The 16,286-nt window shown below is 73.8% G+C and carries 1 protein-coding gene (cut by a window edge); it reads right to left on the bottom strand.

What is annotated here, in order from left to right:
* Positions 1 to 16,220: the 5' portion of a type I polyketide synthase gene (locus BOQ63_RS04960; RefSeq protein WP_465398211.1), read on the bottom strand. It extends 14,518 nt beyond the left edge of the window; the window shows 16,220 of its 30,738 coding nt (coding positions 1-16,220); its start codon is at positions 16,218 to 16,220; its stop codon lies beyond the left edge, outside the window.
* Positions 16,221 to 16,286 lie beyond the last annotated feature (66 nt).

The raw sequence follows: 16,286 nt of genomic DNA, 5'->3' as shown, positions 1-16,286 counted from the left end.
ATGGCCAGCACCATCTTGATCACACCAGCGACACCGGCCGCCGCCTGGGCGTGCCCGATGTTCGACTTGATCGAACCGAGCAGCAGCGGCAGTTCACGGTCCTGCCCGTACGTCGCCAGCAGCGCCTGCGCCTCGATCGGGTCACCCAGCGTCGTGCCTGTCCCGTGCGCCTCCACCGCGTCGACCTCGGCCGCCGACAGCCCCGCGCTCGCCAGCGCCTGCCGGATCACCCGCTGCTGCGACGGACCGTTCGGCGCCGAGAATCCGTTGGACGCGCCGTCCTGGTTCACGGCCGTGCCCCGGATCACCGCCAGCACCCGGTGGCCGTGGCGCTGCGCGTCGGACAACCGCTCCACGAGCAGCACCCCGACGCCCTCGGACCAGCCCACTCCGTCCGCCGCGCCCGCGAACGCCTTGCACCGGCCGTCCGCCGACAGCCCCCGCTGCCGGGAGAACTCGATGAACATGCCCGGCGTGGACATCACGGTGGCACCGCCCGCGAGGGCCATCGAGCACTCACCGCTGCGCAGGGCCTGGACGGCCAGGTGCAGGGCGACCAGCGAGGACGAGCAGGCGGTGTCCACCGTCACCGCCGGGCCCTCCAGGCCCAGCGTGTAGGACACCCGGCCCGAGACCACGCTGCCGCCGCTGGTGCCGGAGGGGTTCGTGTTGAGCGCGTAGTCGTGGTACATCACGCCGGCGAAGACGCCGGTCCGGCTGCCCCGCAGGGACAGCGGGTCGATGCCCGCCCGCTCCAGCGCCTCCCACGAGGTCTCCAGCAGTAGCCGCTGCTGCGGGTCCATGTAGAGCGCCTCGCGCGGGGAGATCCCGAACAGGCCGGGGTCGAAGTCTCCGGCGTCGTGCAGGAAGCTCCCGTGCCGGGTGTAGCTGTGGCCTTCCTTCCCGGGCTCGGGGTCGTAGAGGTTCCCGAGGTCCCAGCCGCGGTCGGCCGGCAACTCGGTCACGGTGTCGACGCCGTCCGCCAGGAGCTGCCACAACGCCTCGGGCGAGGCCGCGCCGCCGGGGTAGCGGCAGGCCATCCCGACGATCGCGATCGGTTCGCCGGAGGTGTCCGGGGAGGTGTCCGGGCGGCGGTGCGCGCCGACTGCCTGCGCCGGGGTCTCACCGGCCCCGGCCAGGTCGAGGAGGTGGGCCGCCACGGCCCGCGCGTTGGGGTGGTCGAAGGCGAGGGTGGCGGGCAGCCGCAGTCCGGTGCGCTGGTTGAGGCGGTTGCGCAGGTCCGTCGCGGCGAGGGAGTCGAAGCCGAGTTCCTGGAACGCGCGCTCGGGCGTGACCTCCTCGGAGGAGGCGTGACCGAGCACGGCCGCGACCTCCGTCCGCACGATCTCCAGCGCCAGGCGGCGGCGCTCGGTCTCCCCCAGCCCGGCGAGGCGCTGCGCGAGGCCGGTGCCGGCGGCGCGGCCGCTCACGGGGAGCGCTGAGCGGCCACGCGGGGCGGCGAGGCCGCGCAGCAGCGCCGGGAGTTCGTCGGTGCGGGTGCGCAGGGCCGCCCGGTCGACCCGGATCGGGACGACGGCCGCGCGCTCGCTGCGCAGGGCGGCCGCGAACAGGGCGAGGCCCGTGGCGTGATCGAGGACGGGGACGCCCTGCACGGCCATCCGGTGGCGGTCGACCTCGGCGAGGTCACGGCCGAGGCCGGCGCCGACGTCCCACAGGCCGAAGGCCAGGGAGGTGGCGGGCAGGCCGAGCGCGTGACGGTGGGCGGCCAGGGCGTCCAGGAAGACGTTCGCCGCAGCGTAGTTGCCCTGACCAGCGGTCAGCACCAGGCCACCGGCGGAGGAGAACAGCACGAAAGCGGCGAGGTCGCGCTCGCGGGTCAGCTCGTGCAGGAACCAGGCGCCATCGGCCTTCGGAGCCAGGACCGCGTCCATCCGCTCGGGCGTCAACGCCCCCACCAGACCGTTGTCACCGACCCCGGCGGCGTGGACCACCGCGGACAGATCCGGAACCGCCTCGATCAACGCCGCCACCGACCCACGGTCGGACACATCACAGGCACGGACCTCGGCCACCGCACCCAACCCGGCCAGCTCCGCCACCAACTCGGCCGCACCCGCGGCCGCCGGGCCACGACGGCTCGTCAGCAGCAGCTTCCGCGCCCCGCACTCACCGGCCAGGTACCGGGCCACCACCGCACCCAGACCACCCGTACCACCGGTGATCAGGACCGTGCCGTCGCCACCGACACCCAACGGCCCGTCCGGCAACGGCAGTCGCACCAGACGCGGCACGAAGACCGCCCCGGCACGCACCGCCGACTCCGGCTCCGCCGACACCACCACCTCCCCGTCCGTGTCGACCAGCGCGAACCGGCCCGGGTTCTCCGCCGACGCGGACCGCACCAGACCCCACACCGGAGCCTGCGCCACCCCCACCGGCTCACCCGCACGAACCGCCACCGCACCCCGCGTCACCACCACCAGACGCGAACCCGCGAACCGCTCCTCCGCCAACCACTCCTGCACCACGCGCAGGACGCCGTGCGTCACCGCGCGGATGGCGGCCGGGAGGTCGTCGGCAGGGGCGGACAGGGTCGAGCAGTCCAGCACGACGGTGTCGGGAGCCGGGCCCTCGGCGGGCAGGGCGTCCCAGGCCGTCCACTCGGTGCCCTGGTCCGGGAAACCGGGCAGTTCCGACCAGTCGACCGCGTAGAGCGGGTCGGCCGAGCCCAACTGGTCCGCCGACACCGCCCGGCCCTGCACGGCCTCCACCGTCAGCACCGGGCCACCCGCCGGGTCGGCGAGGTCGAGCCGCAGCCCGCCACCGTCCAGCCGGACGATCCGCACCCGCACGGCCGAAGCACCGACGGCACGGAGCGCCGCGCCCGTCCACGCGAACGGGACCACGGTGTCGTCGCTCGCCGCGTCCACGATGGCGACGTGCAGGGCGGCATCCAGGAGGGCGGGATGGATGCCGAAGCCGTCGGGCGCGGCGCCCTCGGGGAGTTCGACGTCCGCGAACAGCTCGTCGCCACGGCGCCAGGCCGCGCGGAGCCCCCGGAAGGCGGGACCGTAACCGAACCCGGCCTCCGCCATCCGCTCGTACGCACCCTCCACCGGCAGCGGCTCAGAACCCGCCGGCGGCCAGACCGAGGCGTCGAAGGACGGCTCTCCGGGCGCCGCAACGGCCAGCGAACCCGACGCGTGCTGCACCCAGCCGGCCTCCGGATCACCGTCCGGCCGGGAGTGGATCCCCAACTCCCGACGACCGGCGGCATCGGGCGCTCCCACCCTGAGCTGCAGCTGGACGGCACCCTGCTCCGGCAGCACGAGCGGCGCGGCCAGCGTCAGCTCCTCCACCAGCTCGCAGCCCGTCTCGCCCGCGGCACGCAGAGCGAGCTCGAGCAGGCCCGCACCGGGCAGCAGGACCCGGCCCTGGACCACGTGATCGGCCAGCCACGGGAAGGCGGCCGTCGACAGGCGACCGGTGAGAACCAGCCCGTCCTCGTCGGCCAGGTCGACGGCTGCGGCCAGCAGCGGGTGAGTGGTGGCCGCGAGGCCGGCGGAGCGGACGTCACCGCTGTGTGCGGGGCGCACGGCCGGCCAGAAACGGCGCCGCTGGAAGGGGTACGTCGGAAGGTCCACGCTCCGGGCGCCGGTGCCGGCGAGCAGGGCGCGCCAGTCGACGTCGGTGCCGTGGACGTGGAGTCGGGCGAGGGCTTCCACGAAGGTCGCTTCCTCGGGGCGGTTGCGGCGCAGGGCCGGGGCGGTGACGGTGTCGTCGGCCTCGGGCAGCGCGTTCGCGGTGAGGGCGGTGAGGACGGCGTCGGGGCCCAGTTCGAGGTACCGGCGGACGCCCTGGTCGTGGAGGGTGCGGAGGCCGTCGGCGAAGCGGACGGCCTCGCGGACGTGGCGCACCCAGTAGTCCGCGTCGGTCGTGCCGGTGGCCAGCTCGCCGGTCAGGTTGGAGACGACGGGGATCGAGGGCTCGCTGTACGTGAGCCCGGTGAGGACGGTACGGAACTCGTCCAGCATCGGGTCCATCAGCGGGGAGTGGAAGGCGTGCGAGACCCGCAGGCGACTGGTCTTCCGGTCGGCGAAGTGCGCCTCGACCGCCGCGACCACTTCCTCCGTGCCCGAAACGACCACCGAGGACGGCCCGTTCACGGCGGCTATCGACACCGACTCGCCCAACAGCGGCCAAACCTCCTCCTCCGTCGCCTCGATCGCCAGCATCGCGCCACCGGAGGGCAGCGCCTCCATCAGCCGGCCACGGGCGGCGACGAGGGTGCAGGCGTCGGCCAGCGAGAACACCCCCGCCACGTGCGCGGCGGCCACCTCACCGATCGAGTGCCCGGCCACGAACTCCGGCCGCACCCCCAGCGACTCCACCAGCCGGAACAGCGCCACCTCCACCGCGAACAACCCCGCCTGAGCGAAGTCCGTCCGGTTCAGCAGCCCCGCGTCCTCACCCCAGACGACCTCCCGCACCGGCAGGTCCAGCTCCGCACACACCGCGTCGAAAGCCTCCGCGAACACCGGGAACCGGGCATACAACTCCCGCCCCATACCAAGCCGCTGCGAGCCCTGCCCGGAGAACAGGAAGGCGTGCTTGCCCTCCGAAGCCACCCCCCGGGCCACCTCCACGCCGTCCACCAGCACCGCCCGGTGCCCGAACCGCGACCGGCCGGCGAGCGTCAGTCCCACGTCGAGGGCGGACGGGCCGTCCAGGCGGGCGAGTTGCGCGGTCTGGGCATCGAGCGCGGCGGCGGACTTGGCCGATACCACCCAGGGCATCGAGGCCGGGGCAACCGAACCGTGCTGCACGGCCTCGGGTTCACCCTGCTCCAGGATCACATGGGCGTTCGTCCCACTGATCCCGAAGGACGACACACCCGCCCGGCGGGGATGACCGGTGGCCGGCCACTCGGCACCCTCCGCCAACAGCTCCACCGCCCCCGCTGTCCAGTCCACGTGCGAGGAGGGCTGGTCGATGTGCAGTGACTTCGGCAGCGTGCCGTGCTGCATGGCCAGCACCATCTTGATCACACCAGCGACACCGGCCGCCGCCTGGGCGTGCCCGATGTTCGACTTGATCGAACCGAGCAGCAGCGGCAGTTCACGGTCCTGCCCGTACGTCGCCAGCAACGCCTGTGCCTCGATCGGGTCACCCAGCGTGGTGCCGGTCCCGTGCGCCTCCACTGCGTCGACCTCGGCGGGTGCGAGACCCGCGCTCGCCAGCGCCTGCCGGATCACCCGCTGCTGCGACGGACCGTTCGGCGCCGTCAGACCATTGGACGCACCGTCCTGGTTCACCGCACTGCCCCGCAGCACCGCCAGCACCCGGTGACCGTTGCGCCGGGCATCCGAAAGACGCTCCAGCACCACCACACCGACACCCTCGCCCCAGCCGACCCCGTCCGCCGCCTCCGCGAACGAACGGCACCTCCCGTCCGCCGACAACCCACCCTGCCGCGAGAACTCCACGAAGGTGCCCGGCGTCGACATCACCGTCACACCACCGGCCAGCGCCAACGAGCACTCACCGCTGCGCAGGGCCTGGGCGGCCAGGTGCATCGCCACCAGCGAGGAGGAGCAGGCGGTATCGACCGTCACCGCCGGGCCTTCCAGACCGAGCGTGTAGGAGACCCGGCCCGAGGCCACGCTCCCCGCACTGCCACTGCCCTGGTAACCCTCGAACTCACCACCGCCCAGCAGGCCGGCATAGTCGGCGTACATCACGCCCGCGAACACACCGGTACGACTGCCCCGCAACGACACCGGGTCGATACCCGCCCGCTCGAACGCCTCCCAGGACGTCTCCAGCAGCAACCGCTGCTGCGCATCCGTCGCCAACGCCTCCCGCGGACTCATCCCGAAGAACTCGGGGTCGAACTCCCCTGCGGTGTGCAGGAATCCGCCCGAGCGCGTGTAGGAGGTGCCGGTGTGGTCCGGGTCCGGGTGGTACAGCGACTCGACGTCCCAGCCTCGGTCCGCCGGGAAGTCCGACACCGCGTCCACCCCATCGGCGACCAGACGCCACAGGTCCTCGGGAGACGTCACCCCGCCCGGGTAGCGGCAGGCCATCCCCACGATCACGACCGGGTCGTCCGTCAGTGACGGCAGGACCTCCGGGACGTGGACCACGCTCTCGGTACCGAGCAGGCCCTCCAGCAGGAAGCCGGCCAGGGCACGGGCGGTCGGGTAGTCGAAGACAACGGTGGCCGGCAGCTGGAGGCCGGTGACCGACCGCAGCCGGTTCCGCAGCTCCACCGCCGTCAGCGAGTCGAACCCGAGGTCCTGGAACGCCCGCGACGGATCGACCGCGGACCCGCCCTCGTGCCCCAGCACCACCGCGACCTGCTCGCGCACCAGCTCCAGCACCACCGCGCGCCGCTCGTCGCCGCCCAGCGTGGACAGGCGCTGCGCCAGCCCCGCCGTCACGGCCGACCGCGCCACGACCGCACGCCGCACCCGCCCCCGTACCAGGCCCCGCAGCAGCGCAGGCACGTCGCCGTGCGCCACCACCGCCGCGGGGTCGAGCCGGACCGGCAGCACGGCCGCGTGCCCGGTGGAGAGCGCCGCGTCGAAGAGCGCGGTGCCCTGTTCCGGGGAGATCGCCGGGAGGCCGTGACGGGCGATGCGCTCGGACTCGGCTTCGGTGAGGGTGCCGGTCATGCCCGCCACCCCGGACCACGGACCCCACGCCAGCGACACCCCCGGCAGACCCAGCGCACGCCGGTGCACCGCCAACGCGTCCAGACAGGCATTGCCCGCCGCATACGCCGCCTGCCCCGCACTGCCGAACGTCCCCGCCATGGACGAGAACAACACGAACACATCCACACCCTCGGCCGCCCGGTGCAGATTCCACGCCGCATCCGCCTTCGGACGGAGCACAGCACTGACCCGGTCAGGAGTCAGCGAGCCGACCACCCCGTCATCGATCACCCCAGCCGCGTGCACCACCGCACGGATCTCGTGCCGGGCGAACAGACCCGCCACCGCCGCCTCGTCCGCCACATCACAGGCCTCGACCACCGCCCGCGCGCCCAGCACCTCCAACTCCGCCAGCAACGCCCCCACACCCTCGGCCTCCGCACCCCGGCGGCTCACCAACAACAGACGGCGCACACCGTGCTCACCCGCCAGATGCCGGGCGATCACCCGACCCAGACCACCCGTCCCACCGGTCACCAGGACCGTGCCCTCACCCGGCCACACCACCGGCACCACCGCCGGTTCCGCCCGCACCAGCCGAGCCGCAAGGACCTCGCCCTCCCGCACCAGCAACTGCGGCTCGTCCACACCCAACGCGGACGCCGGCAACTCCTCCTCCCCCGCAAGATCCACCAGACCGAACCGACCCGGCTCCTCCGAAACCGCCGACCGCACCAGACCCCAGAGCGCCGCCCCCGCCAGGTCCCCACCCGACACCACGTCACGCGTCACGAACACCAACCGGGAGCCGGCGAACCGCTCCTCCGCCAACCAGCCCTGCACCCACTCCAGAGCCCACACCGACCGCTCGTGCACCCCACCACCGGCCACCGACCGCACCACCACCACCGGCGGCACCTCAGCCGGCACCTCCGCCAGCGACCCGACCTCCACAAACGACCCGACAACCGGCACCACCGGCACCCAGTCCACCCGGAACAGCGCGTTCCGGTCGACCGAGGCCACCGCGCCCGCCGCCACCGGGCGGACGACCAGCGACCCGACCGAGGCCACCGGCCGTCCCTCGGTGTCGGCGATCGCCAGCGACACCGCACCGGCCGCCGTCCGGGTCAGCCGGACCCGGACCGCCGACGCGCCCGCGGCGTGCAGCGACACCTCCTCCCAAGCGAACGGCACCCCGGCCCCGCCCTCGGACCCGACCTCCCCATCGGAACCGGCCAACGCGAAGCCGTGCAGACAGGCATCGAACAGCGCCGGGTGCAGACCGAAGCCCGCACCCTCGGTACCCTCGGGCAGCGCCACCTCGGCGAACACCTCATCACCGCGCTGCCAGGCCGCCCGCAGGCCCCGGAACGCCGGACCGTAACCGAACCCGGCCCCGGCCAGCCCCTCATAAAGACCACTCACGTCCACCGCCTGCGCACCGGCCGGCGGCCACACCAACGCGTCGAATTCCACCGGCGCCGCACCCGCGGCCAGCACGCCGCTCGCGTGCAGGGTCCAGTCCGTCCCCTCTTCCGCCTCCGGCCGGGCGTGCACGGTGACGGCGCGCCGCCCGGACGCGTCCGGCTCGCCGACCCACACCTGCACCAGGACAGCGCCTCGTTCGGGCAGGACCAGCGGCGCCGCCAGGGTCAGCTCCTCGACCCGGTCGCAGCCGACCTCGTCCCCGGCCCGGACGGCCAGCTCCACCAGCGCCGTCCCCGGCACCAGCACCGAACCCAGCACCACGTGGTCCGCCAACCACCCGTGCGTCCCGGCCGACAGCCGGCCGGTGAAGAGGTACCCGTCGGTGTGCACGAGCTCGACGGCAGCGCCGAGCAGCGGGTGTTCGGCGGCGCCGAGACCGGCGAGCCGGACGTCCCCGCCGCGGGTGAGGGTGACTGCCGGCCAGTACTGCCGGTGCTGGAAGGCGTACGTGGGCAGGTCGACGGTACGGGCAGCGGTCCCGGTGAACAGGGCCGCCCAGTCGACGTCGGCTCCGGCGACGTACAGACGGGCCAGGGCGGTCAGCACGCTCGTGTCCTCGGGCCGGCCCTTGCGCAGGAGCGCGGCCGTCACGGCGTCACCGGTGAGGGAGGCGGCCGCCATCGCGGTGAGCACACCGTCCGGGCCAAGCTCCAGGAAGCGGCTGACGCCGGCCGTTTCCAGCGCGCGGAGGCCGTCGGCGAAGCGGACGGTCTCGCGGACGTGGCGCACCCAGTAGTCCGCGTCGGTCGCGCCGCTGACCAGCTCACCGGTCAGGTTGGAGACCAGCGGGATCGACGGCGCACGGTAGGTCAGGCCGTCGAGGACCTGCCGGAAGTCGTCCAGCATCGGGTCCATCAACGGGGAGTGGAAGGCGTGCGAGACCCGCAGCCGGCTGGTCCTCCGCTCGGCGAAGTGCTCGCCGAGCGCCTCCACGGCCTCCTCCGCGCCGGACACCACCACCGAGGTGGGCCCGTTCACGGCGGCTATGGACACCGACTCGCCCAGCAGCGGCCGGACCTCCTCCTCCGTCGCCTCGATCGCCAGCATCGCGCCACCCTCCGGAAGCGCCTGCATCAGCCGGCCACGCGCGGCCACCAGCGCACACGCGTCCGCCAGCGAGAACACCCCCGCCACGTGCGCGGCGGCGATCTCACCGATCGAGTGCCCGGCCACGAACTCCGGCCGCACCCCCAACGACTCCACCAACCGGAACAGCGCCACCTCCACCGCGAACAACCCCGCCTGGGCGAAGTCCGTCCGGTTCAGCAGCCCCGCGTCCTCACCCCAGACGACCTCCCGCACCGACAGGTCCAGCTCCGCACACACCGCGTCGAAAGCCTCCGCGAACACCGGGAAGCGCTCGTACAACTCCCGGCCCATCCCCAACCGCTGCGACCCCTGACCGGAGAACAGGAAGGCGTGCTTGCCCTCCGAAGCCACCCCCCGGGCCACCTCCACGCCGTCCACCAGCACCGCCCGGTGCCCGAACCGCGACCGGCCCGCCAGAGTGAACGCCACATCAGTGGAGGGAAGTTCACCCGCCTCCGTCAGCCGTACGAGCTGCGCGTCGAGCGCGGCGGCGGACTTGGCCGATACCACCCAGGGCATCGAGGCCGGGGCGACCGAACCGTGCTGCACGGCCTCGGGTTCACCCTGCTCCAGGATCACATGGGCGTTCGTCCCACTGATCCCGAAGGACGACACACCCGCCCGGCGGGGATGACCGGTGGCCGGCCACTCGGCACCCTCCGCCAACAGCTCCACCGCGCCCGCCGACCAGTCCACGTGCGAGGAGGGCTGGTCGATGTGCAGTGACTTCGGCAGCGTGCCGTGCTGCATGGCCAGCACCATCTTGATCACACCGGCGACACCGGCCGCCGCCTGGGCGTGCCCGATGTTCGACTTGATCGAACCGAGCAGCAGCGGCAGTTCACGGTCCTGCCCGTACGTCGCCAGCAACGCCTGCGCCTCGATCGGGTCACCCAGCGTCGTCCCGGTCCCGTGCGCCTCCACCGCGTCGACCTCGGCCGCCGACAGCCCCGCGCTCGCCAGCGCCTGCCGGATCACCCGCTGCTGCGACGGACCGTTCGGCGCCGTCAGACCATTGGACGCACCGTCCTGGTTCACCGCACTGCCCCGCAGCACCGCCAGCACCCGGTGACCGTTGCGCCGGGCATCCGAAAGACGCTCCAGCACCACCACACCGACGCCTTCGCCCCAGCCGACCCCGTCCGCCGCCTCCGCGAACGAACGGCACCGCCCGTCCGCCGACAACCCGCCCTGCCGCGAGAACTCCACGAAGGTGCCCGGCGTCGACATCACCGTCACACCACCGGCCAGCGCCAACGAGCACTCACCACCGCGCAGGGCCTGCGCCGCAAGATGCATCGCCACCAGCGAGGAGGAGCACGCCGTGTCCACCGTCACCGCCGGGCCCTCGAACCCGAAGGTGTAGGACACGCGTCCGGACGCCACGCTGGGGGCGCTCCCGTTGCCCCGGAAGCCCTCGAACTCGTCGCCGTTTAGCAGCGAGCGGTAGTCGGTGTACATCACGCCCGCGAACACGCCGGTGCGGCTGCCCCGCAGCGACACCGGGTCGATGCCCGCCCGCTCGAACGCCTCCCAGGACGTCTCCAGCAGCAACCGCTGCTGCGCGTCCGTCGCCAACGCCTCCCGCGGACTCATCCCGAAGAACTCGGGGTCGAACTGCCCGGCGTCGTGGAGGAACGAGCCCATCCGCGTGTAGGAGGTGCCCGGTGCCGACCGGTCCTCGCTGTGCAGCGCGTCGAGGTCCCAGCCACGGTTGGCCGGGAAGTCCGACACCGCGTCCACCCCGTCGGCGACCAGCCGCCACAGGTCCTCGGGAGACGTCACCCCGCCCGGGTAGCGGCAGGCCATCCCCACGATCACGACCGGGTCGTCCGTCAGTGACGGCAGGACCTCCGGGACGTGGACCACGCTCTCGGTACCGAGCAGGCCCTCCAGCAGGAAGCCGGCCAGGGCACGGGCGGTCGGGTAGTCGAAGACGACGGTGGCCGGGAGCTGGAGCCCGGTCACGGACCGCAGCCGGTTCCGCAGCTCCACCGCCGTCAGCGAGTCGAACCCGAGGTCCTGGAACGCCCGCGACGGATCGACCGCGGACCCGCCCTCGTGCCCTAGCACCACCGCGACCTGCTCGCGCACCAGCTCCAGCACCACCGCGCGCCGCTCGTCGCCGCCCAGCGTGGACAGGCGCTGCGCCAGCCCCGCCGTCACGGCGGATCCCGCCGGCCCGGCCACCACGGCGCGGCGGACCCGGCCGCGCACCAGCCCGCGCAGCAGGGCGGGCACCGGCTCCTGGGAGCGCAGCGCGGCGAGGTCCAGGCGCACGGGCAGGATCGTCGGCTCGTCGGCCGCGAGCGAGGCGTCGAAGAGGGCCGTGCCCTCGGCGGGGGTCAGTTCCGGTAGGCCCGAGCGGGCGATCCGGTGCAGGTCGACCTCAGTGAGGGTGGCGGTCATGCCGCCGTCGTGGGTCCACGGGCCCCAGGCCTGGGAGACGGCGGGCAGGCCGAGCGAACGGCGGTGCACCGCCAGGGCGTCCAGGTAGGCGTTTCCCGCCGCGTAGGCGGCCTGGCCCGGGCCCCCGAACACGCCGGAGACCGAGGAGAACAGGACGAAGGCCGCCAACTCGCGCTCCTTCGTGGCCTCGTGGAGGTTCCACGCGGCGTCCGCCTTCGGACGGAGCACAGCACTGACCCGGTCAGGAGTCAGCGAGCCGACCACCCCGTCATCGATCACCCCGGCCGCGTGCACCACCGCACGGATCTCGTGCCGGGCGAACAGACCCGCCGCCGCCGCCTCGTCCGCCACATCACAGGCCTCGACCACCGCCCGCGCGCCCAGCACCTCCAACTCCGCCAGCAACGCCCCCACACCCTCGGCCTCCGCACCCCGGCGGCTCACCAACAACAGACGGCGCACACCGTGCTCACCCGCCAGATGCCGGGCGATCACCCGACCCAGACCACCCGTCCCACCGGTCACCAGGACCGTGCCCTCACTCGGCCACACCACCGGCACAGCCTCGGGCCGAGCGGGGACGCGCACCAGCCGGGCAGCCAGCAGCCGGCCCTCCCGCACCAGCAACTGCGGCTCGTCCACACCCAACGCGGACGCCGGCAACTCCTCCTCCCCCGCAAGATCCACCAGACCGAACCGACCCGGCTCCTCCGAAACCGCCGACCGCACCAGACCCCACACGGCAGCAGCGGAAAGATCCGTGCCGTCCACCGCACCACGCGTCACGAACACCAACCGCGAAGCCGCGAACCGCTCCTCCGCCAACCAACCCTGCACCCACTCCAGAGCCCACGCCGACCGCTCGTGCACCCCACCACCGGCCACCGACCGCACCACCACCACCGGCGGCACCTCACCCGGCACCTCCGCCAGCGACCCGACCTCCACAAACGACCCGACAACCGGTACCACCGGCTCCACCGGCACCCAGTCCACCCGGAACAGCGCGTCACCGGCGGAGACCCTCGCATCGGCGGCCGACGCCGCCCGCAGGACCAGCGACCCGATCGACGCCACCGGCAGGCCCTCGCTGTCGGTGACCGCCACCGCGACGGACTCCTCGCCGGTCCGGGTGACCCGCACCCGCACCGCCGAGGCGCCGGAGGCGTGCAGCGACACCTCCTCCCAGGAGAAGGGCACCACACCGTGCGGCATGCCGTTCACGGCCGTCACGTGCAGGGCCGCGTCCAGCAGCGCCGGGTGCAGGCCGTAGCCGGTGCCCTCGGTCCCGGCCGGCAGGGCGACCTCGGCGAACGCCTCGTCACCGCGCCGCCAGGCCGCCCGCAGGCCCTGGAACACCGGACCGTACGCGTACCCACCGTCTGCCATGCCCTCGTAGAGGCCGCTCAGGTCCACCGCCTGCGCACCGGCCGGCGGCCACACCGAGGCATCGAACGCCACCGGTGCCGCGCCCGTCCCCAGAATGCCGCTCGCGTGCTGGTCCCAGGGTCCGCCGTCGGCGTCCTCGGGACGGGAGGCGACGGTGAAGGCGCGCCGGCCGTTCTCGTCGGCCGCGCCGACGCGCAGCTGCAGCCGGACGCCCCCGTGTTCGGGCAGCACCAGCGGCGCGGCCAGGGTCAGTTCCTCGACCCGGTCGCAGCCGGCCTCGTCGCCCGCCCGGACGGCGAGTTCGAGGAAGGCGGTGCCGGGCAGCAGGACCTCGCCCCGGACCACGTGGTCGGCGAGCCAGGGGTGGGACTGCCGGGAGAGCCGGGAGGTGAACAACAGGCCGTCGTCGTCGGACAGTTCGAGGGCGGCCGTGAGCAGCGGGTGGTCGGCTGCATGGAGGCCGGCGGCGCCGAGGTCTCCGGTGACGGCCGCGGAGACGGTGGGCCAGTAGCGGCGGTGCTGGAAGGCGTACGTGGGCAGCCCGACGGTACGGACGGCGCAGCCGGCGAACAGGGCGGCCCAGTCGACGTTCGCCCCGGTGACGTGCAGACGGGCGAGCGCGACGAGCGCGGTGGGCTCCTCGGGCCGGCCCTTGCGCAGGAGCGCGGCCGTCACGGCGTCACCGGTGAGGGAGGCGGCCGCCATCGCGGTGAGCACACCGTCCGGGCCAAGCTCCAGGAAGCGGCTGACGCCGGCCGTTTCCAGCGCGCGGAGGCCGTCGGCGAAGCGGACGGTCTCGCGGACGTGGCGCACCCAGTAGTCCGCGTCGGTCGTGCCGGTGACCAGCTCGCCGGTCAGGTTGGAGACCAGCGGGATCGACGGCGCTTGGTACGTCAGGCCGTCGAGGACCTGCCGGAAGTCCTCCAGCATCGGGTCCATCAGCGGGGAGTGGAAGGCGTGCGAGACCCGCAGCCGGCTGGTCTTCCGGTCGGCGAAGTGCGCTTCGATCGCCGCGACCGCTTCCTCCGTGCCCGAAACGACCACCGAGGTGGGCCCGTTCACGGCGGCTGTCGACACCTCGTCCTTCAGGAGCGGCCGGACCTCCTCCTCCGTCGCCTGCACGGCGAGCATCGCGCCACCGGAGGGCAGCGCCTGCATCAACCGGCCACGCGCCGCCACCAGGGTGCAGGCGTCGGCCAGCGAGAACACGCCGGCCACGTGCGCCGCGGCGATCTCACCGATCGAGTGCCCGGCCACGAACTCCGGCCGCACCCCCAACGACTCCACCAACCGGAACAGCGCCACCTCCACCGCGAACAACCCCGCCTGAGCGAAGTCCGTCCGGTTCAACAGCCCCGAGTCCTCACCCCACACCACCTCCCGCAGCGGCAGGTCCAGGTGCTGGTCCAGCCGGGCACAGACCGCGTCGAAGGCCTCCGCGAACACCGGGAACCGGGCATACAACCCCCGGCCCATCCCCAACCGCTGCGACCCCTGACCGGAGAACAGGAACGCCGTGCCGCCGCCCCGGACCGCACCCTCGACGACCGCCGGGCTCACGCCGGTACCCGCGCCCGCGCCCTCGCCCGCCGCGATCACGCCGAGGCCGCGCAGCAGCGCTTCGCGGTCGGATCCGACCACCACGGCCCGGTGGCCGAGCGGTGAGCGGCTGGTCGCCAGCGACCAGGCCAGGTCCCCGGCGGACAGTCCGGCCGCGCCGTCCAGCAGCCGTGCGGCCTGGGCGCGCAGTGCGTCCCCGGTCCGGCCGTTGACCACCCAGGGCAGCACGGCCGGCGCCGGGGCGGCCTCCTCCGGCGCGGGTGCCACCGCCGTGTCCTCTGCCTGTTCCAGTACCACGTGGGCGTTGGTGCCGCTGATCCCGAAGGCCGAGACGCCGGCCCGGCGCGGGCGGCCGGTCTCCGGCCAGTCCCGGGCCTCGGCCAGCAGCTCCACCGCCCCCGCCGACCAGTCCACCTCACCGGACGGCGCGTCCACGTGCAGGGTCCGCGGCAGCACCCCGTGCCGCATCGCCATCACCGTCTTGATCACGCCCGCGACCCCGGCCGCCGCCTGGGCGTGCCCGATGTTCGACTTGATGCCACCGAGGTACAGCGGCCGGTCCGCCGGCCGGTCCCGGCCGTAGGTGGCGAGCAGGGCCTGGGCCTCGATCGGGTCGCCCAGGGTGGTGCCGGTGCCGTGCGCCTCGACGGCGTCGACCTGGTCCGGGGTGAGCCGGGCATTGGCCAGGGCGGCCTGGATGACCCGCTGCTGGGAGGGCCCGTTGGGGGCGGTCAGCCGGCTGCTGGCACCGTCCTGGTTGACCGCGGTGCCACGGACGACGGCCAGCACCTCGTGGCCGTGGCGCCGGGCGTCCGAGAGCCGTTCGACCAGCAGCACGCCCACGCCCTCGGCCCAGGAGGTGCCGTCCGCCGCCTCGGCGAAGGGCTTGCACCGCCCGTCCGGGGCCAGGCCGCGCTGGCGGGAGAACTCGGTGAACAGCCGGGTGGTGGGCATCACGGCGACGCCGCCGGCGACGGCCAGCGAGCATTCCCCGGCCCGCAGCGCGCGCACCGCGAGGTGGAGGGCGACGAGGGCGGAGGAGCAGGCGGTGTCGACGGTGACGGCCGGGCCCTCCAGCCCGAGGGTGTAGGAGATCCGGCCGGAGAGCACGCTGACGGCTCCGCCGGTGAGCAGGTGCCCCTCGGTCTCCTCGGTCTGGCGGGCGAGTGAGCCGTAGTCGGTGTCGGCGCCGCCGATGAACACGCCGGTGTCGGTGCCGCGCAGCGAGGCGGGGGCGATCCGGGCGCGTTCGATCGCCTCCCAGGCGGATTCCAGCAGGAGCCGCTGCTGCGGGTCCATGGCGAGGGCCTCGCGGGGGGCGATGCCGAACAGTTCGGCGTCGAAGTCGGCCACGCCGTCCAGGAATCCGCCGTGCCGCACGTAGCTCTTGCCGGGGGTGCCGGGGGTGGGGTCGTAGAGCGCCTCGGTGTCCCAGCCGCGGTCGGCCGGGAGTTCACCGATGGCGTCGGTGCCGTCCGCGACCAGCCGCCACAGGTCCTCCGGGGTGCGGACGCCGCCGGGGTAGCGGCAGGCCATCCCGACGATCGCGATGGGCTCGGCGTCCCTGGCCTCGACGGACTCCAGCCGCAGCCTGGTTCGCCGCAGGTCCGCGGTGACCTTCTTGAGGTAGTCGCGGAGCTTGTCCTCGGAGGTGCTGGCCATGGGTGGGAAACCTCGCAGTTCGGAAGGTGGTACGGGTCGGCGGCCGGTGCGCGGCGGGGTGCGCCT

Source organism: Streptomyces viridifaciens (assembly GCF_001888885.2).
In the GTDB taxonomy this organism is placed as follows: Bacteria; Actinomycetota; Actinomycetes; order Streptomycetales; family Streptomycetaceae; genus Kitasatospora; species Kitasatospora aureofaciens.
The sequence above is the reverse complement of the archived record's forward strand: the minus strand, read 5'-3'. Positions and strand labels throughout refer to the sequence as shown.